Genomic DNA, 24,865 nt, shown 5'->3' on the forward strand with positions numbered 1-24,865 from the left:
CCATTTGTCTTTCAGAACAAGCGGATGCCGTTTCCCGTGTCGACATGGATTTTTCGGCGACAGCGGCGGCATCGACATTTGTGGTCAAAAATCGAACTTGTCTGATTTCATTGGCGGCGGTGACTTAATACATTGATCACTTCGATAACCGGGGTGAATCGATGGGCGAATCGATTTGGAATCCTTTGTTATACGGCTGGATTCAGAAACCAGGCCGTAGGTTCGTTACCGAATACGGGGCGCATCTTCGCGTGTTCACCCTATCGAGCCCAGAGCGATGAGCGGGCGGCCGATACCCCGTGTACGCGCTGCATTTCATGCACGCGACGGTTTTCCCTTGGGGGGCACGTATTTTCCTGCGGCCGGTGCCACTTGTTTGCCGGTACTCATTTGCCCTGCAACGGGCCTTCGCCAGTCCTTTTATTATCCATTCGCGGATTGGCTGCGCGCAACGGGATATTCGGTATTCGTATTCGATTATCGGGGGATGGGGGCGTCGCTCGACGTGCGTCACGTTCGCCAGTCGCGTGCCCGCAAACAAGACTGGGGGCAGCTTGACATGCCCGCAGCGCTTGACTGGCTTCTTCGAGAAACCGGCGCGAGCGAAGCGCATCTGATCGGTCATAGTGCCGGCGCACAACTGGTCGGACTGATGCCGAATCACGCGTCGGTACGCTCGCTGTGTGCGATATCCGCTTCATCCGGATACGTCGGCAACATCCGGTGGCCGAATCGAATTGCCGCATTGTCGCTGGCAAATGTCTACGTCCCGGTTACCGCACGTCTGCTCGGCTATGTGCCTGCCCGGGTGCTCGGCTGGGGCGACGATCTGCCTGCACGCGTCGGGCTTCAGTGGGCCCGATGGTGTCGCCGCCCCGGATACGTAGCGAACGAGTTCGGGGTCGGCATTGCGCGTCATTACTACAACGAATTCTCCGCTCCCGTCACCGTAGTCGCAGCGACTGACGATCCGCTCGCGACGCCGGCCAATATCGAAGACTGGCTGCGATGGTTGCCGCGAGCCAGATGTCACGTCCATTTCATCAGCCCGGAAAAATGCGATGGCCGAGCAATCGGTCACGTCGGCATGTTCCGCCGCCAGCATGCGTCGCTGTGGCCGGAACTCACCAGAGGATTGCTGAGTTGACGCTCAGGCCCGCTTGCGTCCTCAAATCAGGAGACCACGATGGACGATTCAATCGACATGAAGATGCGCTTCAAAGCAGTCAGAAACGAAGCGAGGGAGACGCGCGCGTCGCTTTACCATCTCACCAATCGATGCAATTTGCGCTGCAAGGGGTGCTGGTTCTTCGAAAACGAATTCGACGTCGCGTCGGATGAGTTGAACGATACGTTGCATCTCGAGGCACGCGTGAAGGATGAGGCGGCGCGCGGGATCAACGCGCCATTGCTGATAGGCGGCGAGCCCGCGCTTTATCTGGACCGGATAAGCGTGTTCAGGAAATACATGCCGAAGGTGTCCGTTTCGACAAACGGGCTTCGACGAATTCCTTACGAGGGTTTCGAAGATGTCACCATTGCGGTCTCGGTGTTCGGTGGCGGCCCGCTCGATGACGAACTACGCGCGATCGGCCCGAACGGAAAGCGTTTCACTGGCTTGTTCGACAAGGCGTTGGCTAATTATCGCGACGACGAACGGGCAGGTTTCGTCTTTGCCGTGTCGATCGATGGAATGGCTTATATCGAAGAAACGGTGCGCAGGATCCGGGATAACGGAAATCGACTGCTGTTCAATTACTACAGTCCATACGATGTTGCCGGGCCGCTTCGGCGACGTGGTGAGGAGCAACTCCTGAACGTATTGCTCGAATTGAAGGCCAAATACCCTGAAACCGTGGCGAGCCATCCGTACTACCTGGCAGCACTCATGCGTGGGGAAACCGCCTGGGGAACATTCGGCTATGCCAGTTGCCCGAGTGTCAGCGAAGGTCATCCGCAGAATGCGGAACGGTTTGCCTCGGGGTGGCCCGCGTTGCCGAAATTCAACGCGTATCGCGCAGACCTGCATACGCTGGCGCGCTGCTGTACTTCAGGAGAATGCGCGAAGTGTCGCGACAGCCAGGCCGTGATGTCGTGGTTGCTGGTTAACGCCAGGCATGTGCTGCAGGAAGCCGATGGACTCAGGACATGGACGGAGGTCGCGGAGAGCTATTTCAGTCAGTTCGTCTGGTCAAGTTACCATCCGCGCAACCGCGTTGGGCGCACGCCGGATTGCGCGATGCAGTAATGCGATGCAGTTGCCGGAATCGAAAATCAAAAAGCCCGCAAAATGCGGGCTTTGTGCATGGGTATCGGAGCGAGGTTCAGACGTTGAACAGGAAGTTCATCACATCCCCGTCGTGCACGACGTATTCCTTCCCTTCCGCGCGCATCTTCCCGGCTTCCTTCGCACCTTGTTCGCCCTTGTACGCGACGAAGTCGTCGAATGCGATCGTCTGCGCGCGAATGAAGCCGCGCTCGAAGTCCGTGTGAATCACGCCGGCCGCTTGCGGTGCCGTGTCGCCGATGTGGATCGTCCACGCGCGCACTTCCTTCACGCCCGCGGTGAAGTAGGTCTGCAGGCCGAGCAGCTTGAAGCCCGCGCGGATCACGCGGTCGAGGCCCGGCTCCTCCATGCCCATGTCGGCGAGGAACGCTTCCTTGTCCGCATCGTCGAGATCGGCGATTTCCGCCTCGATCGCCGCGCACACCGCGACCACCGGCGAGTTCTCGCTTTCCGCGTACTTGCGCACCGCTTCGAGGTGCGGGTTGTTCTCGAAGCCGTCGTCCTTCACGTTCGCGACGTACATCGCCGGCTTCGCGGTGATCAGGCAGAACGGCTTGAGCAGCGCCTGCTCGTCGTCCGACAGATCGAGGCCGCGCACGGCCTTGCCCTGGTCGAGGTGCGCGCGCACCTTCTCGAGCACCGCGGCGAGCTTCACCGCTTCCTTGTCGTTGCCCGACTTCGCGGCCTTCGAGTAGCGCGTGAGCGCCTTCTCGACGGTGCCGAGGTCGGCGAGCGCGAGTTCGGTGTTGATCACTTCGATGTCGTCGATCGGGCTGACCTTGCCGGCGACGTGGATGACGTTGTCGTCCTCGAAGCAGCGCACGACGTGCGTGATCGCATCGGTTTCGCGGATGTTCGCGAGGAACTGGTTGCCGAGGCCTTCACCCTTGCTCGCGCCCGCGACGAGGCCCGCGATGTCGACGAATTCGACGACGGCCGGCACGATGCGCTCGGGGTTGATGATCTCGGCGAGCGCCTTCAGGCGCGTGTCAGGCACTTCGACGATGCCGACGTTCGGCTCGATCGTGCAGAACGGGTAGTTCTCGGCGGCGATGCCGGCCTTGGTCAGCGCATTGAACAGGGTGGACTTGCCGACGTTGGGCAAGCCGACGATGCCGCATTTGAGACTCATGGAATCCTTCGGACGGGTGGAGCGGCGCGGCCGGACAAGGCACGGCGGCGCGGGAAAATAGGGACGGCCGGCGCGCGGGGCGCGGCGGGCCGACGTTCAAAGGCGCTATTGTACCGTGCCGACGCCCCGGTTTCCGGCCTTCACCTGAACGCCCGATGCGACGGGCCGCCGCGCTGCAGGACCCGCCTGCGATTCTGCTGATTTCCCGCAAAGTCCGGCCGCGTAAGGGATTGGCCCCACGGCTATAATGCCCGCCATGACTGCCCACCACACCTTCGACGTCGCCGTGGTCGGCGGCGGGCTCGTCGGCAAGACGGCCGCGCTCGCACTGACCCAGTCCGGCTACAAGACCGCCTTGCTCGCCCAGCCGGCCACGCCGCGCCCCGCCGATCTCGCGTTCGACACCCGCATCTACGCGCTGTCGTCCAGCTCGCAGGCATTGCTGGAGCGGCTGCGGGTCTGGCAGGCGCTCGACCATGGCCGGCTCGCGCCGGTGTACGACATGCGCGTGTACGGCGACGCGCACGCGGAGCTGCATTTCTCCGCGTACCAGGCATCCGTGCCGCAACTGGCCTGGATCGCCGAATCGTCGCTGATCGAGACGTCGCTGGACGCGGCGCTGCGGTTCCAGCCGAACCTCACGTGGTTCGACGCGCGTGCACAGGGCTTCGACGTGCGCGACGACGCGGCCGTGCTGACGCTGTCGTCGGGCAAGGTGCTCGAAGCGGACCTCGTGGTCGGCGCGGACGGCGCGCATTCGTGGGTGCGTTCTCAAATGGGGGCCAGGGTCGAGCGGCGCGATTACCGGCAGACGGGCGTCGTCGCGAACTTCAAGGCGTCGCTGCCGCACCGCGAGACGGCCTGTCAGTGGTTTCACGAAGGCGAGATCATTGCGTTGCTGCCGCTGCCGGACGGTCACGTGTCGCTCGTATGGTCCGCGCACACCGCGCATGCGGACGAACTGCTCGCACTCGATCCCGCGCAGCTCGCGGCGGAAGTCGAGCGCGTGTCGCACGGCCAGGTCGGCACGCTGGAATGCGTGACGCCGGCGGCCGGCTTCCCGCTCGCGCTGCAGACCGTCGACAAGCTGATCGCCCCGCGCGTCGCGCTCGTCGGCGATGCCGCGCACCTGATCCATCCGCTCGCGGGGCAGGGGATGAACCTCGGGCTGCGCGACGTCGCGGCACTCGCCGATGCGATCGCGAACAAGGAGAGCTTCCGCAACCTCGGCGATACGGTGCTGCTGCGCCGCTACGAGCGCTCGCGCCGCGAGGACATCCGCGCACTGATGGTCGCGACCGACGGGCTGCAGCGGCTGTTCGCGGTTCCGGGCTCGTTCGCGAAGGCGGTCCGCAACGCGGGCATGGCGTTCGTCGGCGCGCAACCGCTCGTGAAGCGCTGGCTCGTGTCGGCCGCGCTCGGCTGAGCGAACCTTCGCGCCCTCGGCCTGTCGGACTGGGCTCCGTTACGGCGTACACTGTGACGTGCACTCCGATTGAGCTGAAGGAACGACAGGATGAAAAAAACGATCCGCATCGCATCGCTGGCGCTGGCCGTCACGATGGCGACGCTCGGCTGTACCGCGCAGGCCGACCAGACCACCGACAAGCTGAAAGCCACGCTGCAAGCGCGTCTCGGCAACGACGCGCCGATCAAGAGCGTGTCGAAGTCGCCCATCGCGGGCCTGTACGAAGTGAACCTCGGCACGCAGATCATCTATAGCGATGCAGCCGGCGACTACGTGCTGCTCGGCGATCTCGTCGACACCAAGACGCACAAGAACCTGACCGACGCGCGCCTGTCCGACCTCAACAAGATCGACTTCGCGAGCCTGCCGCTCGCGAACGCGATCAAGGTCGTCAAGGGCAACGGCGCCCGCAAGATCGCGGTGTTCTCCGATCCGAACTGCCCGTACTGCAAGCGCCTCGAGACGACGCTGCAGTCGGTCGACAACGTGACCGTCTACACGTTCCTGTATCCGGTGCTGTCGCCCGATTCGACCACGAAGTCGAAGGCGATCTGGTGCGCGACCGACCGCGCGAAATCCTGGGAGGGCTGGATGCTCGACCATCGCGTGCCGACCGGCGCCGGCGCCTGCGATACGACCGCGCTCGACAAGAACCTCGCGCTCGGCCGCGGGATGAACGTCACCGGCACGCCGACGATCTTCCTGCCCGACGGCCGCCGCCTGCCGGGCGCGGTGTCGGCCGACCAGCTGAACCAGGCGCTCGCGTCGAGCAAGTAACCGGCGACACGCCGGGCCGCAAGGCCCGGCCAGCGAGGGGCGCCCGCGATCTCTGCCGGCGCCTCTCTTCGTTTCCGCCGCCGTATTCCGTCTGATTTCCCGTCCGATTTTCGACCGATTGCCACGATGACCCAGCCGATCCGCTATTCGATTGCCCCGAAAGATCTTGCCGCGCACCTGTTCGAAGTGACGGTGACGGTCACCGATCCCGATCCCGAAGGCCAGCGCTTCTCGCTGCCGGTATGGATTCCGGGCAGCTACCTCGTGCGCGAGTTCGCGCGCAACATCGTGACGCTCGCCGCGTTCAACGACGCGGGCCGCAAGGTGCGGATCGCGAAAACCGACAAGAACACGTGGCAGGCCGCGCCGGTGAACGGCGCGCTGACGTTGCGCTATGACGTGTACGCATGGGACCTGTCGGTCCGCTCCGCGTATCTCGACGACTCGGGCGGCTTCTTCAACGCCACGGCCGTGTTCCTGAGCGCCGCCGGCCGCGAGGATGCGCCATGCGAGGTCGACATCGCGAAACCGGCGGGCCCGGCGTTTCGCACGTGGCGCGTCGGCACGTCGTTGCCCGAGGCACGCGGGACCAGGCGCTACGGGTTCGGCGCGTATCGCGCAGCGAACTACGACGAGCTCGCCGACCATCCTGTGACGATCGGCGAATTCGCGCTGGCGACGTTCGACGCGCACGGTGTGCCGCACGACATCGTGATCGCCGGGCGCGTGACGCAGCTCGACATGGAGCGGCTGCGCACCGACCTGAAGCGCGTGTGCGAAGCGCAGATCGCGCTGTTCGAACCGAAATCGAAACAGGCGCCGATGGACCGCTACGTGTTCATGACGCTCGCGGTCAGCGACGGCTACGGCGGCCTCGAGCACCGTGCGTCGACCGCGCTGATCTGCAACCGCACCGACCTGCCGGTGAAGGGCCGGCCGGAAACGACGGAAGGCTATCGCACGTACCTCGGCCTTTGCAGCCACGAGTATTTCCATACGTGGAACGTGAAGCGCATCAAGCCGGCGGCGTTCGTGCCGTACGACCTCGCGCGCGAAAACTACACGTCGCTGCTGTGGCTGTTCGAAGGCTTCACGTCGTATTACGACGACCTGATGCTGGTGCGCAGCGGGCTGATGTCGCAGGACGAATATTTCGCGGCGCTCGGCCGTACCGTCGGCGGCGTGCTGCGCGGTACGGGGCGCCTGAAGCAGAGCGTCGCGGACAGCTCGTTCGACGCGTGGATCAAGTACTACCGTCAGGACGAGAACGCGACCAACGCGATCGTCAGCTATTACACGAAGGGTTCGCTCGTCGCGCTTGCGTTCGATCTCGCGATCCGCGCGCAGACGCGCAACCGCAAGTCGCTCGACGACGTGATGCGTCTGCTGTGGCAACGCTACGGCCGCGAGTTCTATCGAGGCAAGCAGGCGGGTGTCGAAGAAAACGAGGTCGAGACGCTGATCGAGGAAGCGACGGGCGTCGCGCTCGGCCGGCTGTTCGCGGACGCCGTGCACGGCACGCGCGACCTGCCGCTCGCCGACCTGCTCGCGCCGTTCGGCGTGACGCTCACGCCGGAGGTTGCAGCGGGTGCGACCGCGAAGCCGACCATCGGCGCGCGGCTGCGCGGCGGCGCGGACTGCACGCTGGCGGCGGTCTACGAAGGCGGCGGCGCGCATCGCGCGGGGCTGTCGGCGGGCGACACGCTGATCGCGCTCGACGGGCTGCGCGTCACCGGCACGAACCTCGACATGCTGCTCGCGCGTTACCGGCCGGGCGACAAGGTCGAGGTGCACGTATTCCGCCGAGACGAGCTGCGGACCGCGAAACTGAAACTGGACGGGCCGGAAATCGCGCGCTACCGGCTCGCGGCCGCCGCGAAACCGGCTGCCGCGCAGAAGGCCCGCGAAGCCTGGCTGAAGGGCTGAGCATGCACGGGCGGGTTTCGGGGCGCGATCATGGATTGTTCTGTTGCTGCAACAATCCGTCGCCCTGAACCCGCTTTTTCGCGGCCATGCGGCCACGCACAATGGCGTCACTCGCGCTACCGAAGCGCAACCAAACCGGAGCCTGACATGACGACCATTCTGCAAATCAATTCCGCGGCGCGCTCGCAAGGTGCGCAATCCACGCTGCTGGCCAACGAACTGACGGCAAAGCTGCAACAATCGAACCCCGGTTCGAAGGTCGTGGTTCGCGACCTGCTGGCCGACGCGCTGCCGCACCTCGACGAATCGGTGCTCGGCGCATTCTTCACGCCGGCCGACCAGCGCAGCGCGGAACAGAATGCGATCGTCGCGAAGAGCGATGCGCTGATCGCCGAACTGCAGGCGGCCGACATCGTCGTGATCGGCGCACCGATGTACAACTTCGGCGTGTCGTCGCAACTGAAGACGTATTTCGACTGGATCGCCCGCGCAGGCGTCACGTTCCGCTACACCGAGAACGGTCCGGAAGGCCTGATCAAGGGCAAGAAGGTTCACGTGGTGACGGCGCGCGGCGGCAAGTACCTGGGTACGCCGAACGACAGCCAGACGCCGTACCTGCGCTCGTTCCTCGGCTTCATCGGCCTGACCGACGTGAACTTCATCCACGCTGAAGGCCTGAACCTCGGGCCGGATGCGCAGAGCGCCGCGCTCGCCAGCGCACGCGAAGCGATCGCTGCCGTCTGAGGCCGACGCGGGTGCGCCGCACCCGCTGCGTCCGACGGATGAAAAAAACGCCGCGTCCCGAAAGGGGCGCGGCGTTTTTGCTTGATGCGGACGAAAGCGAAACGTGAAGCGCTAACCGCGCAACGCGGTTACGCAAGCGTTTCGGCCACCTCCGGCAGGCGCCAGTCGATCGGCTCGCGCCCAGCGTCGACCAGATAGTCGTTCGCGAGCGCGAAGTGGCGGCAACCGAGGAAACCGCGGTGAGCGGACAGCGGCGACGGATGCGGCGCCTCGAGCACGCAGTGCGCGCTCGCATCGAACAGCGCGCGCTTGGCCTGCGCATGCGCGCCCCACAGCATGAACACGAGGCCGCGATGGCGGTTGGCGAGTTCGCGGATCAGCGTGTCCGTGCATTGCTCCCAGCCGCGCTTCGCGTGGCTCGCGGCCGCACCGCGCTCGACCGTCAGCACGGTGTTGAGCAGCAGCACGCCCTGGCGCGCCCAGGTATCGAGGCAGCCGTGACGCGGCGTGTCGTGGCCGAAATTCGCGGCGATCTCCTTGAAGATGTTGCGCAGCGACGGCGGCGTGCGCACGGCCGGCGGCACCGAGAACGCGAGGCCGTGCGCCTGCGGCGTGCCGCGGTCGTCGCCGTGGTACGGGTCCTGGCCGAGGATCACGATCTTCACGTCGTCCGGGCTCGTCAGGCGCAGCGCGCGGAACACGTCGGTCGGGTAGACCGTCTTGCCGGCCGCGCGTTCGTCGTCGACGAAGCGGCACAGCGGCGCATACGCGTCGCTGTCGGTGAAGGGTTTCAGCACGTCGCGCCAGACGGCCGGCAGCGCGTCGAATTGCGCGGCGAGGTGCGGGACATCCGCGACAACAGGGGCGGCGGGAGTGCCGGGAGCGTCGGCGGCAGCGGGCTGCGGCGCGGCGGAAACCGGCGCGGCGGCCGCGGCCTTCTTTGCGGGCTTGCGCCCGGCTGCGGCCGGCGCAGGCGCCGGGGCGGGAACATCGTCCTGCGCCGTTTCCGGCACGGGATCATCGAACAGCGACGCCTGCTGCGGCGTGCGGAAAGTCTTGCGGGTTGCCATGCGTGATGCGGGTTTATTGCGCGCGCAGCCGGTAGCCGCGTTGCGCCTTGCTGATGTTTTCGGGGGCGAGGCCCGGCAGCGCCTGCTGCAGTTCGGCGGCGAGTGTCGCGAGCGCCGCTTCCGGGCCGTCGATCAGTTCGAGTTCGATTTCGCTGATCGGTTCGCGGCGCGTATCGTGTTCCGCCTGGACGACGATCTCGCCGACGTCCACCGCGGCCTCGACGGTTGCGCCGCCGATTGCGATGCGCCACAGCGTACGCGAAAAATCCGTCCGGAACAGCGCGTGCAGCGCGGGCGCCGCATCGCGCAGCGCGCCGGCAGCCTCCGGCACGTCGCACGCGGTGACCAGCGCGTCGATTTCGAGCGCATCGCCGGCGACCGGCAATTCCCATTCATGGCGGCGATGCAGGCCGGCTTCGGCGCTGCCGACCGTCTTGAAGGTCTGCAGCCAGCCGTGCGGCGTGCGGCGCACGCGCACCGCGCTCTTCGAACGAGCCAGCGCGAGGTCGGGCGTGTCGTAGTAGACGTTCGCCAGCGCGATCACGTTACCGGTTTCGCCGGTCAGCGTCTCGAAAAAGCGCCGCGCCGCATCGGCCTGGCCGGCCGGCAGTGCGAGCTTGATTTCCTTTTCGATCGCCATCAGAAGAACATCCGCGCCAGTTCCTCGCCCGGCTGGTCGGCGCGCATGAACGCTTCGCCGACGAGGAACGCGTTCACGTTCGCCGCGCGCATCGTGTCGACGTCGGTGCGCGACAGGATGCCCGACTCGGTCACGACCATGCGATCCGGCGGAATCATGTCGAGCATGTCGAGCGTGGTCTGGATCGTCGTCTCGAACGTGCGCAGGTTGCGGTTGTTGATGCCGAGCAGCGGCGTCTTCAGCGTCAGCGCCTGTTCCATCTCGTCGCGGTCGTGAACTTCGACCAGCACCGCGAGGCCGAGCGAGTGCGCGTACGCCTCGAGGTCCTGCATCAGCGGCGTGTCGAGCGCGGCCGCGATCAGCAGGATCGCGTCGGCACCCATCGCGCGCGCCTCGAGGATCTGGTACGCGTCGACGATGAAGTCCTTGCGCAGCACCGGCAGCGTGCACGCCGCACGCGCTTCCTCGAGATAGCGGACGCTGCCCTGGAAGAATTGCTCGTCGGTCAGCACCGACAGGCACGCCGCGCCGTGGGCCGCATACGAGCGCGCGATGTCGGCCGGCACGAAATGCTCGCGCAGCACGCCCTTCGACGGGCTCGCCTTCTTCACTTCGGCGATTACCGCCGCCTGGCCCGCTGCCTGCTTCGCGCGCAGTGCGCCGACGAAGTCGCGCAGGTCGCGCGCCGATGCGTCCAGTTTCAGTGCCTCGAGCGGCGTGCTGCGCATGGCCGCCGCGACTTCTTCGCGCTTGACGGCGATGATTCGGTCGAGAATGTCGCTCATGTGGGTTCCTGCTTGATTCGTAAAGGGAGTCAGCGCTTGAACTGCTGCGTGAAGCGCACGAGTTCGTCGACCTTCGCGCGTGCCTTGCCGCTCGCGATCGCTTCGCGGGCGAGCTGGATGCCGTCGGCGATCGATTCGGCGATATTGGCTGCATAGAGCGCGGTGCCCGCGTTCAGCGTGACGATCTCGCGTGCGACACCCGGCTGGTTGTCCAGCGCGCCGAGCAGCATCGTGCGCGATTCCTCGGCATTTTCCACCTTCAGCGTGCGGTTCGATACCATCTGCAGGCCGAAGTCCTCCGGATGGATCTCGTATTCGTGCACCTTGCCGTCGCGCAATTCGCCGACGAGCGTCGCGGCGCCCAGCGATACTTCATCCATCCCGTCCTTGCCGTACACGACCAGCACGTGCTGCGCGCCGAGGCGCTGCATCACGCGCACCTGGATGCCGACGAGGTCGGGGTGGAACACGCCCATCAGCTGGTTCGGCGCGCCGGCCGGATTGGTCAGCGGGCCGAGAATGTTGAAGATCGTCCGCACGCCGAGCTCGCGGCGCACGGCCGCGATGTTCTTCATCGCCGGATGATGGTTCGGCGCGAACATGAAGCCCATGCCGGTTTCGGCGATCGATGCGGCAACCTGGTCGGGCTGCAGGTCGATGTTCACGCCGAGCGCCTCGAGCACGTCGGCGCTGCCGGACTTGCTCGACACGCCACGGTTGCCGTGCTTCGCGACCTTCGCGCCGGCCGCCGCCGTAATGAACATCGACGCGGTCGAGATGTTGAACGTGTGTGCACCGTCGCCGCCCGTGCCGACGATGTCGACGAAGTTCGAGTTGTCCTGCACTTCGACGTGGTTCGCGAATTCGCGCATCACGGTCGCGGCGGCGGCGATCTCGCCGATCGTCTCCTTCTTCACGCGCAGCCCGGTGATGATCGCGGCCGCCATCACGGGCGACATGTCGCCGCGCATGATGAGCCGCATCAGGTGCAGCATTTCGTCGTGGAAGATCTCGCGGTGCTCGATCGTGCGTTGCAGCGCTTCCTGCGGGGTAATCGTCATCGTGCGTCTCCCGTCAGGCTGCCGGCGCGGCCGCGCGGGCCGCTGCGCGATTCTGCTTCAGGAAATTCTCGAGCAGCGCATGGCCGTGCTCGGAGAGGATCGATTCCGGGTGGAACTGCACGCCTTCGACCGGCAGCGTCTTGTGGCGCACGCCCATGATCTCGCCGTCGTCGGTCCACGCGGACACCTCGAGGCAGTCGGGCAGCGATTCGCGTTCGATCGCGAGCGAATGGTAGCGCGTGACGTCGAAATGCTTCGGCAGGTCGGCGAACACGCCGCGGCAGTCGGTTTCGATCCGGCTCACCTTGCCGTGCATGATGGTCTTCGCGCGCACGACGCGGCCGCCGAACGCTTCGCCGATCGCCTGATGGCCGAGGCAGACGCCGAGGATCGGCTTCTTGCCCGCGAATTCGCGCAGCACGTCGAGCGTGATGCCCGCGTGCTGCGGATTGCTCGGGCCGGGCGACAGGCAGATGGCGGCGGGATTCAGGCGCGCGATGTCGTCGAGCGTGATTTCGTCGTTGCGATAGGTGTGCACGTCCTCGCCCAGTTCGCCGAAGTACTGGACCAGGTTGTAGGTGAACGAATCGTAGTTGTCGATCATGAGCAGCATGGTCAGTCTCCGGTCAGAAGTCGCTATCGAGGCCGTCCTGGACCTGTTCGGCCGCACGCAGCACCGCGCGCGCCTTGTTCTCGGTCTCTTGCCATTCGGATTCGGGCACCGAGTCCGCGACGACGCCGGCTGCCGCTTGCACATGCAGGTTGCCGTTGTGGATCAGGCCCGTGCGGATCGCGATCGCGAGATCCATCTCGCCCGAGAACGACAGGTAGCCGACGGCGCCGCCGTACAGCCCGCGCTTGATCGGCTCGAGCTCGTCGATCAGTTCCATCGCGCGCACCTTCGGCGCGCCGGACAGCGTGCCGGCCGGGAACGTCGCGCGCAGCACGTCGTAGTTCGTCATGCCGGGCTTCAGCTTGCCTTCGACCGAGCTGACGATGTGCTGCACGTGCGAGTACTTCTCGATCACCATCTTGTCGGTCACCTGCACCGAGCCGATTTCCGCGATGCGGCCGACGTCGTTGCGCGCGAGGTCGATCAGCATCACGTGCTCGGCGATTTCCTTCGGATCGTTCAGCAGTTCGGTCGCGAGTTCCGCATCGCGCTCGGGCGTGTTGCCGCGCGGACGCGTGCCGGCGAGCGGACGGATCGTGACGATCTGGTCTTCGCCGCGCTTTTCCTGGCGCACCAGGATTTCCGGCGACGCGCCGACCACGTGGAAATCGCCGAAGTTGTAGTAGTACATGTACGGCGACGGATTCAGCGAACGCAGCGCGCGATACAGCGACAGCGGATTGTCGCGATACGGCTTCGTCAGACGCTGGCCGACCTGGATCTGCATCAGTTCGCCGGCCGCGATGTATTCCTTCGCCTGGCGCACGGCGGCCAGATAGTCTTCCTTCTTGAACTCGCGGAACGTCTCGGTGCGCACACTCGCCGACGTGACGGGCGGCTGCACGGTCGTGCGCAGGCGCTGCTTCAGCTCGCGCAGGCGCTGCTTGGCCTTCGTATAGGCTTCCGGCTGGGCCGGGTCCGCATAGATGATCAGATAGAGCTTGCCGGCGAGGTTGTCGATCACCGCGACTTCCTCGGTGAGCAGCAGCTGGATGTCGGGCAGGCCGAGATCGTCGCGCGGCGCGGTGTTCGCAAGTTTCTTCTCGATGTAGCGCACCGCGTCGTAACCGAAATAGCCGGCGAGGCCGCCGCAGAAGCGCGGCAGGCCCGGGCGCTGCGCCACCTTGAAGCGCGCCTGGAACGACTCGATGAATTCGAACGGGTCGCCGTCGTGCGTCTCGACGACCTGGCCGTCGCGCACCACTTCGGACACGCCGTTGCGGGTGCGCACCAGCGTGCGGGCGGGCAGGCCGATGAACGAATAGCGGCCGAAGCGTTCGCCGCCGACCACCGACTCGAGCAGGAACGAGTTGGCGCCCGCGCGTTCAGGCTGGGCCAGCTTCAGGTAGAGGGACAGCGGCGTTTCGAGGTCGGCGAGCGCTTCCGCGATCAGCGGGATGCGGTTGTAGCCTTCGTTCGCAAGCGATTGGAATTCGAGTTCGGTCATGTTCCGGTCCTGTTCGGGACGAGCGGCGGAGTGCGCCAGGGATCACTTGACGCTACGCGGGCTGCCGTCGGCGAAAGGGCGGTCGATCGAGAAGTGCCTGTTGCCGGCCGGCACTCCGGGCGTGAACGTCGCGAGCCTGCGGCCGGTCCTGAACGCAAGCGTTCGGACGCGGTAGAACTCGAGGTGGTGCGACGATCGGCGCGCGGCTGCGCAGCGAGATAAAAAACGGCGCTGAAGACGTGCCTCAGCGTACCTCATCGAAGAGGTTAGCGCGACCAGCGACGCCAGGGCCAGGCTCCCCGGTCGATGCTGCTCAGACTCCGTTTTTTATTCAGAAACATGCGGATGGAAGAAATAATCAGAGGGTTGGCCGGCCGGCGTTGTGCGCGGTGATCGCGCGGGCCGCGACCAGCAACGAATCGACTATACCATCCGAATTTATCGTTTGTATAGCTTTGCCGTGGTTGTAGCCGTATGGCACCGTCAGCGTCGCCATCCCGGCCGCGCGGCCCGCCAGCGCGTCGTTTTCCGAGTCGCCGATCGCGACCGCCGCGTCCGGCGCGACGCCGAGCGCTTCGCACGCCGTCAGCATCGGCAGCGGATCGGGCTTCTTGCGCGCGACGCTGTCGCCGCCGAGCACGATGCCGAAGTGATCGATCAGCCCGTATTGCTCGAGCAGCTCGACCGCGAAGCGGTGCGGCTTGTTCGTCACGCATGCGAGCCGGATGCCGGCCGTGCGCAACGCATCGAGGCCGGTTGCGACGTCCGGATAGAGACGCGTGTGGCGGCCGTTGATCTTCGCGTACTCGGTCTGGTAGATCGCGAGCGCGTCGTCGAAGCGCGCGTGCGCTTCGTCGGGCGTGAAGCGCGGCTTCAGCACGCTCTGGATCAGATGCTCGGAGCCCTTGCCGACGTAGCCGATCACCTCATCGCGCGACGTGGCCGGCGCGCCGAGCTGCGCGAGCATTCCGTTCAGCCCGGCCGTGAAATCGTCGGCCGTGTCGACCATCGTGCCGTCGAGGTCGATCAGCGCCGCGTCGATGCGCGGCGTCGCGAAACGGACCGTGCCGTCGGATGCGGCCCCGGCCAGCGAGGAATCGGCCACGGCGTCAGCTCCGCGCGACGGTGGCGAGCGCGGCACGCATCTCGTCGATCACCGTGCGGTAGTCGGGCTTGCCGAAGATCGCCGAACCCGCGACGAAGGTGTCCGCGCCGGCCGCCGCGATTTCCGCGATGTTGTCGGCCTTCACGCCGCCGTCGACCTCGAGCAGGATCTCGCGGCCGGTGCGCTCGGTGTACGCGTCGATGCGGGCGCGCGCTTCGCGCAGCTTGTTCAGCGTTTCCGGAATGAACGACTGGCCGCCGAAGCCCGGGTTTACCGACATCAGCAGCACGAAGTCGAGGCGGTCCATCACGTGGTCGAGATAGTTCAACGGCGTGGCCGGGTTGAACACGAGGCCGGCCTTGCAGCCGTGATCGCGGATCAGCGACAGCGTACGATCGATGTGGTCCGAGCCTTCCGGGTGGAAGCTGATCAGGTTCGCGCCGGCTTTCGCGAAATCGGGCACGATCCGGTCGACCGGGCGCACCATCAGGTGCACGTCGATCGGCACCTGCACGTGCGGGCGGATCGCCTCGCAGACGAGCGGGCCGATCGTGAGGTTCGGCACATAATGGTTGTCCATCACGTCGAAGTGAATCCAGTCGGCGCCGGCGGCGACCACGTTGCGGACTTCTTCGCCGAGCCGTGCAAAGTCGGCCGACAGAATGCTGGGAGCGATGCGGAATTGAGTCATGACAGGGGAGCGGGGACGCAGCGGCGCAAAATCGCCATTCTACCGTCTGGCGACCCGGTGCGCGGCGACGGGCCGTGCGGTTGCGGCCCGATTCCGCATAGAATGCCGAACCAGTGCGGCGCGCCCGCGGCCCTGCCGCTCGAGTGGGCGCGGGCGGTTACCTACAGCGGAAACATCATGAGTCAGTATCAGTTCACCGTTTCGGTGAAAACCAGCTACTTGCCGGAACAATCCGACCCCGATCGGCGTCAATACGCATTCGCGTACACGCTGACCATCCGCAATACCGGGCAGGTCGCGGCCCAGCTGATCGCGCGTCACTGGATCATCACGGACAGCGAAAACCACGTGCAGGAAGTGAAGGGGCTCGGCGTCGTCGGGCACCAGCCGCTGCTGCAGCCGGGCGAACAGTTCGAATACACGAGCTGGGCCGTGATCGCGACGCCGGTCGGCACGATGCGCGGCGCGTACTTTTGCGTGGCGGAGGACGGCGAGCGGTTCGACGCGCCGGTCGACGAGTTTGCGCTGCACATGCCGCGCACGCTGCATTGAGCGTGCGGGCGCTGGTCAGCGCGGCTGGCGGTCGTTGCCGCGGGCGTGCTTCTTCCTGCCCGACGACGTCCACACGACGATGAAGATCAGCAGGGCAAGCGCTACGAAGGCTTCGAGCGCGAAGATGAGCATCGGATATTGGTCGAGAAAATCTGACATGGCGGTTTCCATCAAGAACGGACATTGTATGTGGTTTGGGCCGCGGGCGGCCGGCTGGGTTGCGGCGGTCGCAGCGGCAGCGCTGCTTGCCGCGTGCGGCGGCGCGCCGACGCGCACGTCGACGCTCAAGCCGCCGACCGGTGCGGCGATCGTGCCGGGGCAGGTCGCCGCGAAGCGGCTGACGCCGGTCGCATGGCAACAGGTGCCGGGGTGGCAGGACGATTCGCTGATCGGCGCGACGGCCGCGCTGCGGCAGAACTGCGCGCGGCTTGCGCGGCAGCCGGCGTGGCAGCGCGCCTGCGCGGCCGCCGATCGCCTCGACGAACTCGACGTCAGCAGCGCGCGTACCTTCTTCGAAACGTATTTCACGCCGTTTCAGCTGGCGAACACCGACGGCACGCTCGACGGGCTCGTGACCGGCTATTACGAGCCGCTGCTGCATGGCTCCCGCGTGCGTCGCGGTCCTTACCAGTACGCGCTGTACCGCTGGCCGGCCGGCTATCGTGCCGGTGCCGCGCTGCCCGCTCGCGCGCAGCTCGAGCGCGCCGGCATCCTGAACGGCAACGAACTCGTGTGGGTCGACGATCCGATCGAGGCGTTCTTCCTGCAGGTGCAGGGCTCGGGACGCGTGCTGCTCGACGACGGTTCGGTGATGCGGGTGGGTTTCGGCGGCACCAACAACCAGCCGTATCGCTCGATCGGCAAGTGGCTGCTCGATCGCGGCGAGCTGACGCCCGCCCAGGCGACGATGCAGGGCATCAAGGCGTGGGCGAAGGCGAACCCGACGCGCGTGGATGCGTTGCTCGACACGAATCCGCGATTCGTGTTCTTCCGCGACATGCCGACGAAGGAAGATGCACCGCACGGCGGCGCGGACGGCCCGATCGGTGCGCTCGGCGTGCCGCTCACGGCGGAGCGTTCGATCGCGGTCGATCCGTCGTCGATCCCGCTCGGCACGCCGGTGTTCCTGCAGACCACGCGTCCGCTGACGAATACACCGATGAACCGGCTCGTGTTCGCGCAGGACACGGGTTCCGCGATCAAGGGCGGCGTGCGGGCCGACTATTTCTGGGGGCTCGGCGACGACGCCGGCGACCAGGCCGGACGGATGAAGCAGATCGGCCGGATGTGGCTGCTGTTCCCGAATTCGTGATCCGCGGTGACGCCGGCACGCACGTGTAGCCGGCGCATCGGGACGAGGCAGCCCGACCGGTTTTGGCCGGTCGGGCTGTTTTTTCGAGGGCCGCGCATGATCGCTGTTCCGGAGCGCCCTCGTGCCGTAGCCGGTATCAGCCCTTGCGCTTGTCGATGACGCGTCGCGCCTTGCCGACCGAGCGCTCGATTCCGTTCACGGGCAATACGTTGATGACAGCCGTCACGCCGATCAGCGACTTGATGTCGTGTGCGAGCGCCTGTCTGGCCGCGTGGATCGCGGCCGTGTCCGGCGCCGTTTCGGGACACGGCTCGACATTGAGCGTTAGCACGTCGAGCGGACCTTCCTTCGTCAGCACGATCTGATAGTGCGGTGCCAGCGCGCGCTGCTTCAGCAGCTGTTCCTCGATCTGCGTCGGGAAGACGTTGACGCCCCGCACGATCATCATGTCGTCCGAGCGCCCGGTGATCTTTTCCATCCGGCGCATCGTGCGCGCGGTGCCGGGCAGCAGGCGCGTGAGGTCGCGGGTGCGATAGCGGATGATCGGCAGCGCTTCCTTGGTCAGCGACGTGAAGACCAGCTCGCCGAGTTCACCGTCCGGCAGCACTTCGCCGGTTTCGGGGTCGATGATTTCCGGGTAGAAGTAGTCTTCCCAGATGGTCGGGCCGTCCTTGGTCTCGACGCATTCCGACGCGACGCCCGGGCCCATCACTTCGGACAGCCCATAGATGTCGACCGCGTCGATGCCCATCCGCTGCTCGATGGCCACGCGCATGTCGTTCGTCCACGGTTCCGCGCCGAAGATGCCGATGCGCAGCGAACTCTGCGCGGGATCGAGGCCCTGGCGCTCGATCTCGTCGGCGATCGATAGCATGTAGCTTGGCGTCACCATGATGATGTCGGGCCGGAAATCCTGGATCAGCTGCACCTGCTTCTCGGTCTGGCCGCCGCCGAACGGGATTACGGTGAGCCCTGCGCGTTCGGCGCCGTAGTGTGCGCCGAGCCCGCCGGTGAACAAACCGTAGCCGTAGCTGACATGAACCTTGTCGCCGCGCCGCGCGCCGGCTGCGCGGATCGAGCGCGCGACGAGATTCGCCCACGTATCGATGTCGCGTGCCGTATAGCCGACGACGGTCGGCTTGCCGGTCGTGCCCGACGACGCGTGAATGCGCGAGATCTGGTCCTGAGGCACCGCGAACATGCCGAACGGGTAGCTGTCGCGCAGGTCGCTCTTGGTCGTGAACGGGAAGCGCGACAGATCCGTGAGTGTCTTCAGGTCGTCGGGATGCACGCCCGCTTCGTCGAATTTGCGGCGATAGACGGGGGAGTGCTCATACGCATGCCGGAGCGACCATTTCAGGCGTTCGAGCTGTAACGCGGTCAGCTCGTCGCGTGAAGCGGTCTCGATCGGCTCGAGCGGTAGCGGGGTAGTCATGCCTGTCTCCAGTGATTGTTATGAGCGAGCAGTGGACGTCAGCGGTCTTCCGAGAGGACCGTGCCCTTGATCTGGGCCGATTTGCCGCGAAACATCGCGACCGTTTCGCCTGTCTGGTTCGTGACGCGGATGTCGTAGACGCCATGCCGGCCGCTGCGTGTCTGCTCGATCGCCTCGGCCGTCAGCAGGTCGTTGCCGTAGACGGGGCGCAGGTATTCGATCGAGCAGCCCGCGGCAACGGTATTCAGGTTGTACGAGTTGCACGCGAACGCGAACGTCGAATCGGCGAGCGTGAAGATGATGCCGCCGTGGCAGGTCTGGTGCCCGTTCAGGAATTCCGGCCGTACGCGCATCTGCAGGCGTGCGTAGCCGGCGCGCACTTCGGCGATTTCCATGCCGAACGCGCGGCTGCAGGCGTCCGCGTCGTACATGGCCCGTGCTGTCGCACGGGCGAGCGCATCGGGGTCGAGCGTGTCGGTGGAGGTGGTCATGTCAACGTCCCTCGAACCGCGGCGCGCGCTTCTCGATGAACGCCTTCACGCCTTCCGCGTAGTCGTACGACTGGCCGAGCTTGCGCTGCAGGTCACGCTCGAGGTCGAGCTGCTGGTCGAGCGTATTCGTGACGCTGTCGCGCATCGACTGCTTGATCGACGCGATCGCGAGCGTCGGTTGCTGCGCGAGCTGGTTGGCAACTTCACGGGCCGACGCGGCGAGCGCATTGTCGTCGACCGCGCGCCAGATCAAGCCCCATTGTTCGGCCTGTTCGGCGCCGAGCTTGTCGCCGGTCAGGGCGAGCCCCAGCGCGCGTGCCATGCCGACGCGTTGCGGCAGGAACCATGTGCCGCCCGAATCGGGCACGAGCCCGATCTTGACGAAGGCCTGGATGAAACTGCTCGAGCGCGCGGCGAACACGATGTCGCAGGCGAGCGCGAGATTCGCGCCGGCGCCGGCCGCCGTGCCGTTGACGGCGGCGATCACCGGAATCGGCATGCGTTGCAGGCGGCGGATCAGTGGATTGAAATGCTCGTCGATCAGCGTGCCGAGGTCGGTGGACGCGCCCGGCGTGAAGTCGAGGTCGGCCAGGTCCTGGCCTGCGCAGAAGCCGCGCCCCGCACCCATCAGGATCAGCGCACGCGCGCCGGCCGTCTCGACTTCATCGAGTGCCGACTGCAGTTCGCGGTGCATTGCCCGCGTGAAGCTGTTCAGCTTGTCCGGACGGTTGAGGGTGATCGTGGCCACGTGGGCAGCCTGATCGATATCCAGCTGGATCGCCTGATATGACATGCAGTGTCTCCTTCATGACTTCGTTATAGGCGCGCGGTGCGTCGGCTACACGCGTTCGATGGCGATCGCGATGCCCTGGCCGACGCCGATGCACATCGTACAGAGCGCAAAGCGGCCGGCCGTACGCTCGAGTTGATGAAGTGCCGTGGTCACGAGCCGGGCGCCCGATGCGCCGAGCGGGTGGCCGAGCGCGATCGCGCCGCCGTTCGGGTTCACGCGCGGATCGTCGTCGGCGATGCCGAGCATGCGCAGCACCGCGAGACCCTGCGACGCGAATGCCTCGTTCAGCTCGATCACGTCGAACTGGTCGATCGTCATCCCGAGCTGGCGCAACAGTTTCTGCGCGGCCGGCGCCGGGCCGATGCCCATCACGCGCGGCTCGACGCCGGCGGTCGCCATGCCGACGACGCGCGCACGGCGGCGCAGCCCGTATTGATCGGCGGCTTCCGCGTTGGCGAGCAGCACTGCGCATGCGCCGTCGTTGACGCCCGACGCGTTGCCGGCCGTCACCGAGCCGTCCGGGCGCACGACGCCCTTCAACTTCGCGAGCGCTTCGAGCGACGTTTCGCGCGGATGCTCGTCGACGGATACGACGAGCGCGTCGCCTTTCTTCTGCGGAATCGTCACCGGGACGATTTCCTCGGCGAGCGTGCCGTCCCGCTGCGCGCGCGCGGCTTTCTGCTGGCTGCGCAGCGCGAACAGGTCCTGGTCGGCGCGGCTGATGTCGTAGTCGACCGCGACGTTTTCGGCCGTCTCCGGCATCGAATCGACGCCGTATTGCTGATTCATCAGCGGATTGACGAAACGCCAGCCGATCGTCGTGTCGAAAATGGCGGCCTGGCGCGCAAACGCGCTGGCGGCCTTGCCCATCACGAACGGCGCGCGCGTCATGCTTTCGACGCCGCCCGCGATCATCAAGCGTGCCTCGCCCGCCTTGATCGCGCGCGCGGCGGTGCCGACGGCGTCCATGCCCGAGCCGCACAGCCGGTTCAGCGTCGTGCCCGGCACGGCGGTCGGCAGGCCCGCAAGCAGCGCGGACATGCGCGCGACGTTGCGGTTGTCCTCGCCGGCCTGGTTCGCGCAGCCGTAGATCACGTCGTCGATGGCCGACCAGTCGACGTTGCGGTTGCGTTCGATCAGCGCCTTGAGCGGCACCGCGCCGAGATCGTCGGCACGAACGTCTTTCAGGGCGCCGCCGTAGCGGCCGATGGGGGTGCGAATCGCGTCGCAGATGTAGGCGTCGGTCATGGGTGTGTCGATGTGCAACGAACCCGCCGGTTGACGGATTCGTTCATGGTAGAGAACGTGGCGGCGTTTGCACGTCGGCCATTCGGGTTATGCCGTCTGGCCGGCTTCCGCAGGCACTGCCTTCGGCGCAACATGGACGCGGCTTTGCACCACGCGGAACCGATTGGCGACGAACGCCGGGTCGGCCAGCGCCGCGTTGGCGGCCGGGTTCGCGCCGGTGCCGTGGAAGTCGGAGAAGGCGGCCGACTGGTTGACGAACACGCCGCCCGTCAGGTTGATCGACAGCGCGACGCCGCCACGCACCGCCGCATCGTGCGCAGCGTCGAGGACCTTGTCGTCGGTGCTGTAGACGGACAGCGTCAATGCGCCATGTTCCGCGGCGATTTCGCCGGCGAGATCGAGCGACTGCGCGGTCGAGTCGGTCGCGATCACGAACGAGATCGGGCCGAACCATTCCTGCGTGAACTTCGCGCGGTCGGCCACGTCGAGTTGCAGCACGAGCGGCGTGCGCACGCGAGCGTCGGCGAACGCCGGGTGCTGGAGCGTCTGGCTGTCGGCGAGCACGCGGCCGAGCTTGCGCGCGTCGTCGATGCGCGCGGTCACGCCGTCGTTCTGGATCGCGCCGATCAGTTCGACCGAGCGCGCCGGGTCGCCGGTCAGCTTCTGCACGGAGACGGCGATGGCCTGTGCGACTTCGTCGAAGCTCGCATGACCGTCTGCCGTCCGGATGCCGTCGCGCGGCACATAGATGTTCTGCGGTGCCGTGCACATCTGGCCGGAGTACAGCGCCAGCGAGAACGCGATGTTCTTGGCTGCAGCCTTCAGGTCGTCGGTCGAGTCGATCACGATCTGGTTGACGCCTGCCTTCTCGGTATACACCTGTGCTTGGTGGGCATTGCGTTCGAGCCACGTGCCGTTTTGCGTGCTGCCCGTGAAGTCGATCAGCTTGATTTCAGGACGCAGCGCGAGGTCCTGCACGAGGGCGCCGTCGTTCGGCTCGGTCGCGAGGAGCGTGACGACGTTCGGATCGAAGCCGGCTTCGCGCAGCACGTCGCGGGCGATGCGGACCGTGATCGCGAGCGGCAGGATCGCGCCCGGATGGGGTTTGACGATCACCGTGTTGCCGGTCGCCAGGTCGGCGAACAGGCCCGGGTAGCCGTTCCAGGTCGGGAACGTGCAGCAGCCGAGCACGAGGCCGGTGCCGCGCGGGACGATCGTATAGCGCTTGTGCATCGCGAGCGGCGGGTTCTTGCCTTGCGGCTTCTCCCAGTGCGCATCGGCGGGGATGCGACGCAATTCGTCCCATGCGTAGGCGACCGCTTCGAGTGCGCGATCCTGCGCGTGCGGGCCGCCGGCCTGGAAGGCCATCATGAACGCCTGGCCCGTCGTGTGCATCACGCTGTAGGCAATCTCGAAGCTCGCACGATTCAGTCGCGCGAGAATTTCCAGGCTGATGCCGATCCAGGCGCTCGGGCCGGCTTCGCGCCATGCACGCTGGGCCGCGGCGGCCGCGGCAATCAGTTCGTCGGGCGTCGATTTCGGGTAGCGGATGTCCAGCGCGACCCCGTACGGCGACTGCTCCGCGCCGACGGTTCCGTCGGACGCCGGCTGGTCGAGCACGAACGTGTTGCCGAGGTGTGCTTTGAACGCCGCTTCGCCATCGGCGTTCGCGCTTTCCCCGTACACTTTGGGACTCGGCATTTCCGCGAACGGGCTCCAGTACCCGCGGCTCTCGATGGCGGCGAGGGCGTGTTTCAGCGTGTCTTCGTGCTTCGTGAACAGTGCATGGGTCATGACGGCGGCCTGATGGACGTTGAGAAGGGTTGGATCGATTAATTAACCGACCGGTTGGTCGGAGAATGGTAGCATCAAACTATTCGCATGTGCGAGGCGTTTCTCATTTCATTGATCGAGGAGAAATAGATGTCTTACGAGAACATCCTGGTGGAGACCCGGGGGCGAGTCGGGCTGGTCACGCTCAACCGTCCGAAGGCGCTGAATGCGCTGAACGATGCATTGATGGATGAATTGGGCGCTGCGCTGAAGGCGTTCGACGCGGACGACGAGATCGGCGCAATCGTCGTGACGGGGAGCGAGAAGGCGTTCGCGGCCGGGGCCGACATCGGCATGATGGCGACCTATTCCTATATGGATGTTTACCGCGGCGACTACATCACCCGTAACTGGGAGACCGTCCGCGAGATCCGCAAGCCGATCATCGCTGCCGTGGCGGGCTTCGCGCTCGGCGGTGGCTGCGAACTCGCGATGATGTGCGACATCATCTTCGCGGCGGAAACGGCCAAGTTCGGTCAACCCGAGATCAAGCTGGGCGTGATGCCTGGCGCAGGCGGTACGCAGCGCCTGCCGCGCGCGGTCTCGAAGGCGAAGGCCATGGACATGTGCCTGACCGCACGTTTCATGGATGCAGCCGAGGCGGAGCGGGCCGGGCTGGTGTCGCGTGTGCTGCCTGCCGACAAGCTGCTCGACGAGGCGATTGCTGCTGCGACGACGATCGCCGAGTTTTCGCTGCCGGCGGTCATGATGGTCAAGGAGTCGGTGAACCGCGCATACGAGACGACGCTGGCCGAGGGTGTCCATTTCGAGCGTCGACTGTTCCATTCGTTGTTCGCGACCGAAGATCAGAAGGAAGGGATGGCGGCATTCGTCGAGAAGCGGAAACCGGTATTCAAGAACCGTTGATTCGCCGGCGGCCGGGTGGAGCTTGGCGAGCGACGGGTGTCGGTCGCCGCCATGATCGCCTGGTGCAATGAACCCAAAGCCCCCGTGCGCGGCAGCGCACGGGGGCTTTTCAAAATATTTTCACAAAGGGGTTGCGCAGACGAGGGCAGGTGCTTAGAATCACGCCTCTTTCGCGCTAACGGAAACGCGGCGCGGGAGAAGAAGGGAAGCGGTGCTGTCGGGCTGGTCGTAGCGGCCTCGGCGGTGCAGGAAGTTGACCCCCAGCCGTCGCAACGAAGCAGTTAAAAAGTTGTTGACGAACTGAAAAAGACGGTTCATAATTTCGCTTCTCTGCTGCTGAAAACGCAGCGCTGCTGAGAAAGCCCCCGGGTCCTCGCAGAAATGCTCTTTAAAAATTAACAGCCGATAAGTGTGGGCGCTTGATGGCAGCGAGCTGATCTTCGGATCAGATAGCGAAAGTATCAAGAGTCTCACACTAAAGTAAGTCAGGTTTATGAAGTGATTCATATTCCTGTCAGCTTTGAGTGA

The 24,865-nt window shown here is 65.7% G+C and carries 24 protein-coding genes; 9 read left to right on the forward strand and 15 right to left on the reverse strand.

Annotation, left to right across the window (positions count from 1 at the left end; genetic code table 11):
• Positions 1–277: 277 nt before the first annotated feature.
• Both DIE16_RS23935 and DIE16_RS23940 read left to right on the forward strand, forming a co-directional pair.
• Positions 278–1,147, forward strand: a complete 870-nt coding sequence (locus DIE16_RS23935) for an alpha/beta fold hydrolase (RefSeq protein ID WP_124487903.1) — start codon at positions 278–280, stop codon at positions 1,145–1,147.
• Positions 1,148–1,186: 39 nt separating this feature from the next.
• Complete coding sequence (locus tag DIE16_RS23940; RefSeq protein WP_124487904.1) at positions 1,187–2,248, forward strand: radical SAM protein; 1,062 nt, start codon at positions 1,187–1,189, stop codon at positions 2,246–2,248.
• Positions 2,249–2,324: 76 nt separating this feature from the next.
• Here the strand turns inward: DIE16_RS23940 and ychF are convergent, their stop codons facing one another.
• On the reverse strand, positions 2,325–3,419 hold the full coding sequence (gene ychF, locus DIE16_RS23945; protein WP_059532716.1) for a redox-regulated ATPase YchF: 1,095 nt from the start codon (positions 3,417–3,419) through the stop codon (positions 2,325–2,327).
• 247 nt (positions 3,420–3,666) lie between these two features.
• On the opposite strand from ychF, the gene DIE16_RS23950 reads away from it, so the two are divergent.
• From DIE16_RS23950 to DIE16_RS23965, 4 genes are all read left to right on the forward strand, one after another.
• Entirely contained in the window at positions 3,667–4,845 is a 1,179-nt protein-coding gene (locus tag DIE16_RS23950) for a UbiH/UbiF family hydroxylase (RefSeq protein ID WP_124487905.1), read from the forward strand.
• Between the two features lie 90 nt (positions 4,846–4,935).
• Positions 4,936–5,664 (forward strand): DsbC family protein, encoded by a 729-nt coding sequence (locus tag DIE16_RS23955; protein ID WP_124893543.1) that lies wholly within the window; start codon positions 4,936–4,938, stop codon positions 5,662–5,664.
• A 126-nt stretch (positions 5,665–5,790) separates the two neighbouring features.
• Positions 5,791–7,590: a M61 family metallopeptidase gene (locus DIE16_RS23960; protein WP_124487906.1), complete on the forward strand. Its 1,800-nt coding sequence runs from the start codon at positions 5,791–5,793 to the stop codon at positions 7,588–7,590.
• 147 nt (positions 7,591–7,737) lie between these two features.
• Positions 7,738–8,334: an FMN-dependent NADH-azoreductase gene (locus DIE16_RS23965; protein WP_124487907.1), complete on the forward strand. Its 597-nt coding sequence runs from the start codon at positions 7,738–7,740 to the stop codon at positions 8,332–8,334.
• 128 nt (positions 8,335–8,462) lie between these two features.
• Here the strand turns inward: DIE16_RS23965 and DIE16_RS23970 are convergent, their stop codons facing one another.
• The 8 genes from DIE16_RS23970 to rpe form a co-directional block, all read right to left on the reverse strand.
• Complete coding sequence (locus tag DIE16_RS23970; protein WP_124487908.1) at positions 8,463–9,404, reverse strand: uracil-DNA glycosylase; 942 nt, start codon at positions 9,402–9,404, stop codon at positions 8,463–8,465.
• Between the two features lie 13 nt (positions 9,405–9,417).
• A complete protein-coding gene (locus DIE16_RS23975; protein ID WP_044845879.1) occupies positions 9,418–10,044 on the reverse strand; it encodes a CYTH domain-containing protein in 627 nt (208 codons plus the stop codon).
• Complete coding sequence (gene trpC, locus DIE16_RS23980; RefSeq protein WP_044845878.1) at positions 10,044–10,829, reverse strand: indole-3-glycerol phosphate synthase TrpC; 786 nt, start codon at positions 10,827–10,829, stop codon at positions 10,044–10,046. Before trpC ends, DIE16_RS23975 begins: the two co-directional genes overlap by 1 nt.
• A gap of 29 nt (positions 10,830–10,858) precedes the next feature.
• On the reverse strand, positions 10,859–11,890 hold the full coding sequence (trpD, locus tag DIE16_RS23985; protein WP_039318793.1) for an anthranilate phosphoribosyltransferase: 1,032 nt from the start codon (positions 11,888–11,890) through the stop codon (positions 10,859–10,861).
• 13 nt (positions 11,891–11,903) lie between these two features.
• Positions 11,904–12,503 (reverse strand): aminodeoxychorismate/anthranilate synthase component II, encoded by a 600-nt coding sequence (locus DIE16_RS23990; RefSeq protein ID WP_044845877.1) that lies wholly within the window; start codon positions 12,501–12,503, stop codon positions 11,904–11,906.
• Positions 12,504–12,516: 13 nt separating this feature from the next.
• Positions 12,517–14,010, reverse strand: a complete 1,494-nt coding sequence (gene trpE, locus DIE16_RS23995; RefSeq protein WP_124893544.1) for an anthranilate synthase component I — start codon at positions 14,008–14,010, stop codon at positions 12,517–12,519.
• Between the two features lie 358 nt (positions 14,011–14,368).
• The gene (locus DIE16_RS24000; RefSeq protein ID WP_124893545.1) at positions 14,369–15,115 is read right to left on the reverse strand and encodes a phosphoglycolate phosphatase; all 747 of its coding nucleotides are present in this window, start codon (positions 15,113–15,115) and stop codon (positions 14,369–14,371) included.
• Between the two features lie 4 nt (positions 15,116–15,119).
• Positions 15,120–15,806 (reverse strand): ribulose-phosphate 3-epimerase, encoded by a 687-nt coding sequence (gene rpe / locus DIE16_RS24005; RefSeq protein ID WP_044845875.1) that lies wholly within the window; start codon positions 15,804–15,806, stop codon positions 15,120–15,122.
• A gap of 177 nt (positions 15,807–15,983) precedes the next feature.
• Here rpe and apaG point away from each other — a divergent pair, with 177 nt between their 5' ends.
• Both apaG and DIE16_RS24015 read left to right on the forward strand, forming a co-directional pair.
• Complete coding sequence (gene apaG / locus DIE16_RS24010; protein WP_057924835.1) at positions 15,984–16,358, forward strand: Co2+/Mg2+ efflux protein ApaG; 375 nt, start codon at positions 15,984–15,986, stop codon at positions 16,356–16,358.
• 79 nt (positions 16,359–16,437) lie between these two features.
• On the forward strand, positions 16,438–17,670 hold the full coding sequence (locus tag DIE16_RS24015) for a murein transglycosylase A (protein ID WP_124893546.1): 1,233 nt from the start codon (positions 16,438–16,440) through the stop codon (positions 17,668–17,670).
• A gap of 136 nt (positions 17,671–17,806) precedes the next feature.
• Here DIE16_RS24015 and paaK read toward each other — a convergent pair whose 3' ends face one another.
• The 5 genes from paaK to paaN all read right to left on the reverse strand — a co-directional run bounded on the left by paaK (position 17,807) and on the right by paaN (position 23,431).
• Positions 17,807–19,105 (reverse strand): phenylacetate--CoA ligase PaaK, encoded by a 1,299-nt coding sequence (gene paaK / locus DIE16_RS24020; RefSeq protein ID WP_044845874.1) that lies wholly within the window; start codon positions 19,103–19,105, stop codon positions 17,807–17,809.
• Positions 19,106–19,143: 38 nt separating this feature from the next.
• On the reverse strand, positions 19,144–19,596 hold the full coding sequence (gene paaI, locus DIE16_RS24025) for a hydroxyphenylacetyl-CoA thioesterase PaaI (protein WP_185735509.1): 453 nt from the start codon (positions 19,594–19,596) through the stop codon (positions 19,144–19,146).
• 1 nt (position 19,597) lies between these two features.
• Complete coding sequence (gene paaG, locus DIE16_RS24030; protein WP_124893547.1) at positions 19,598–20,389, reverse strand: 2-(1,2-epoxy-1,2-dihydrophenyl)acetyl-CoA isomerase PaaG; 792 nt, start codon at positions 20,387–20,389, stop codon at positions 19,598–19,600.
• A gap of 45 nt (positions 20,390–20,434) precedes the next feature.
• Entirely contained in the window at positions 20,435–21,637 is a 1,203-nt protein-coding gene (gene pcaF, locus DIE16_RS24035) for a 3-oxoadipyl-CoA thiolase (RefSeq protein WP_124893548.1), read from the reverse strand.
• Between the two features lie 87 nt (positions 21,638–21,724).
• A complete protein-coding gene (gene paaN, locus DIE16_RS24040; RefSeq protein ID WP_124487915.1) occupies positions 21,725–23,431 on the reverse strand; it encodes a phenylacetic acid degradation protein PaaN in 1,707 nt (568 codons plus the stop codon).
• Between the two features lie 129 nt (positions 23,432–23,560).
• Between paaN and DIE16_RS24045 the strand changes: the two genes are divergently transcribed.
• A complete protein-coding gene (locus DIE16_RS24045; RefSeq protein ID WP_044845869.1) occupies positions 23,561–24,337 on the forward strand; it encodes an enoyl-CoA hydratase in 777 nt (258 codons plus the stop codon).
• Positions 24,338–24,496: 159 nt separating this feature from the next.
• Here DIE16_RS24045 and DIE16_RS36720 read toward each other — a convergent pair.
• On the reverse strand, positions 24,497–24,865 hold a 369-nt coding region (locus DIE16_RS36720; protein ID WP_221625280.1), incomplete at its 5' end, for a hypothetical protein.

The sequence above is a fragment of the Burkholderia sp. Bp9090 genome, assembly GCF_003857985.1.
In the GTDB taxonomy this organism is placed as follows: domain Bacteria; phylum Pseudomonadota; class Gammaproteobacteria; order Burkholderiales; family Burkholderiaceae; genus Burkholderia.

What these genes read in the sequence shown, in the direction of transcription:
- DIE16_RS23935 (WP_124487903.1), top strand. Translation starts at nt 278, where the DNA reads ATGAGCGGGCGGCCGATACCCCGTGTACGCGCTGCATTTCATGCACGC.
- DIE16_RS23940 (WP_124487904.1), top strand. Translation starts at nt 1,187, where the DNA reads ATGGACGATTCAATCGACATGAAGATGCGCTTCAAAGCAGTCAGAAAC.
- ychF (WP_059532716.1), bottom strand. Translation starts at nt 3,419, where the DNA reads ATGAGTCTCAAATGCGGCATCGTCGGCTTGCCCAACGTCGGCAAGTCC.
- DIE16_RS23950 (WP_124487905.1), top strand. Translation starts at nt 3,667, where the DNA reads ATGCCCGCCATGACTGCCCACCACACCTTCGACGTCGCCGTGGTCGGC.
- DIE16_RS23955 (WP_124893543.1), top strand. Translation starts at nt 4,936, where the DNA reads ATGAAAAAAACGATCCGCATCGCATCGCTGGCGCTGGCCGTCACGATG.
- DIE16_RS23960 (WP_124487906.1), top strand. Translation starts at nt 5,791, where the DNA reads ATGACCCAGCCGATCCGCTATTCGATTGCCCCGAAAGATCTTGCCGCG.
- DIE16_RS23965 (WP_124487907.1), top strand. Translation starts at nt 7,738, where the DNA reads ATGACGACCATTCTGCAAATCAATTCCGCGGCGCGCTCGCAAGGTGCG.
- DIE16_RS23970 (WP_124487908.1), bottom strand. Translation starts at nt 9,404, where the DNA reads ATGGCAACCCGCAAGACTTTCCGCACGCCGCAGCAGGCGTCGCTGTTC.
- DIE16_RS23975 (WP_044845879.1), bottom strand. Translation starts at nt 10,044, where the DNA reads ATGGCGATCGAAAAGGAAATCAAGCTCGCACTGCCGGCCGGCCAGGCC.
- trpC (WP_044845878.1), bottom strand. Translation starts at nt 10,829, where the DNA reads ATGAGCGACATTCTCGACCGAATCATCGCCGTCAAGCGCGAAGAAGTC.
- trpD (WP_039318793.1), bottom strand. Translation starts at nt 11,890, where the DNA reads ATGACGATTACCCCGCAGGAAGCGCTGCAACGCACGATCGAGCACCGC.
- DIE16_RS23990 (WP_044845877.1), bottom strand. Translation starts at nt 12,503, where the DNA reads ATGCTGCTCATGATCGACAACTACGATTCGTTCACCTACAACCTGGTC.
- trpE (WP_124893544.1), bottom strand. Translation starts at nt 14,010, where the DNA reads ATGACCGAACTCGAATTCCAATCGCTTGCGAACGAAGGCTACAACCGC.
- rpe (WP_044845875.1), bottom strand. Translation starts at nt 15,806, where the DNA reads ATGACTCAATTCCGCATCGCTCCCAGCATTCTGTCGGCCGACTTTGCA.
- apaG (WP_057924835.1), top strand. Translation starts at nt 15,984, where the DNA reads ATGAGTCAGTATCAGTTCACCGTTTCGGTGAAAACCAGCTACTTGCCG.
- DIE16_RS24015 (WP_124893546.1), top strand. Translation starts at nt 16,438, where the DNA reads ATGAAGATCAGCAGGGCAAGCGCTACGAAGGCTTCGAGCGCGAAGATG.
- paaK (WP_044845874.1), bottom strand. Translation starts at nt 19,105, where the DNA reads ATGACTACCCCGCTACCGCTCGAGCCGATCGAGACCGCTTCACGCGAC.
- paaI (WP_185735509.1), bottom strand. Translation starts at nt 19,596, where the DNA reads ATGACCACCTCCACCGACACGCTCGACCCCGATGCGCTCGCCCGTGCG.
- paaG (WP_124893547.1), bottom strand. Translation starts at nt 20,389, where the DNA reads ATGTCATATCAGGCGATCCAGCTGGATATCGATCAGGCTGCCCACGTG.
- pcaF (WP_124893548.1), bottom strand. Translation starts at nt 21,637, where the DNA reads ATGACCGACGCCTACATCTGCGACGCGATTCGCACCCCCATCGGCCGC.
- paaN (WP_124487915.1), bottom strand. Translation starts at nt 23,431, where the DNA reads ATGACCCATGCACTGTTCACGAAGCACGAAGACACGCTGAAACACGCC.
- DIE16_RS24045 (WP_044845869.1), top strand. Translation starts at nt 23,561, where the DNA reads ATGTCTTACGAGAACATCCTGGTGGAGACCCGGGGGCGAGTCGGGCTG.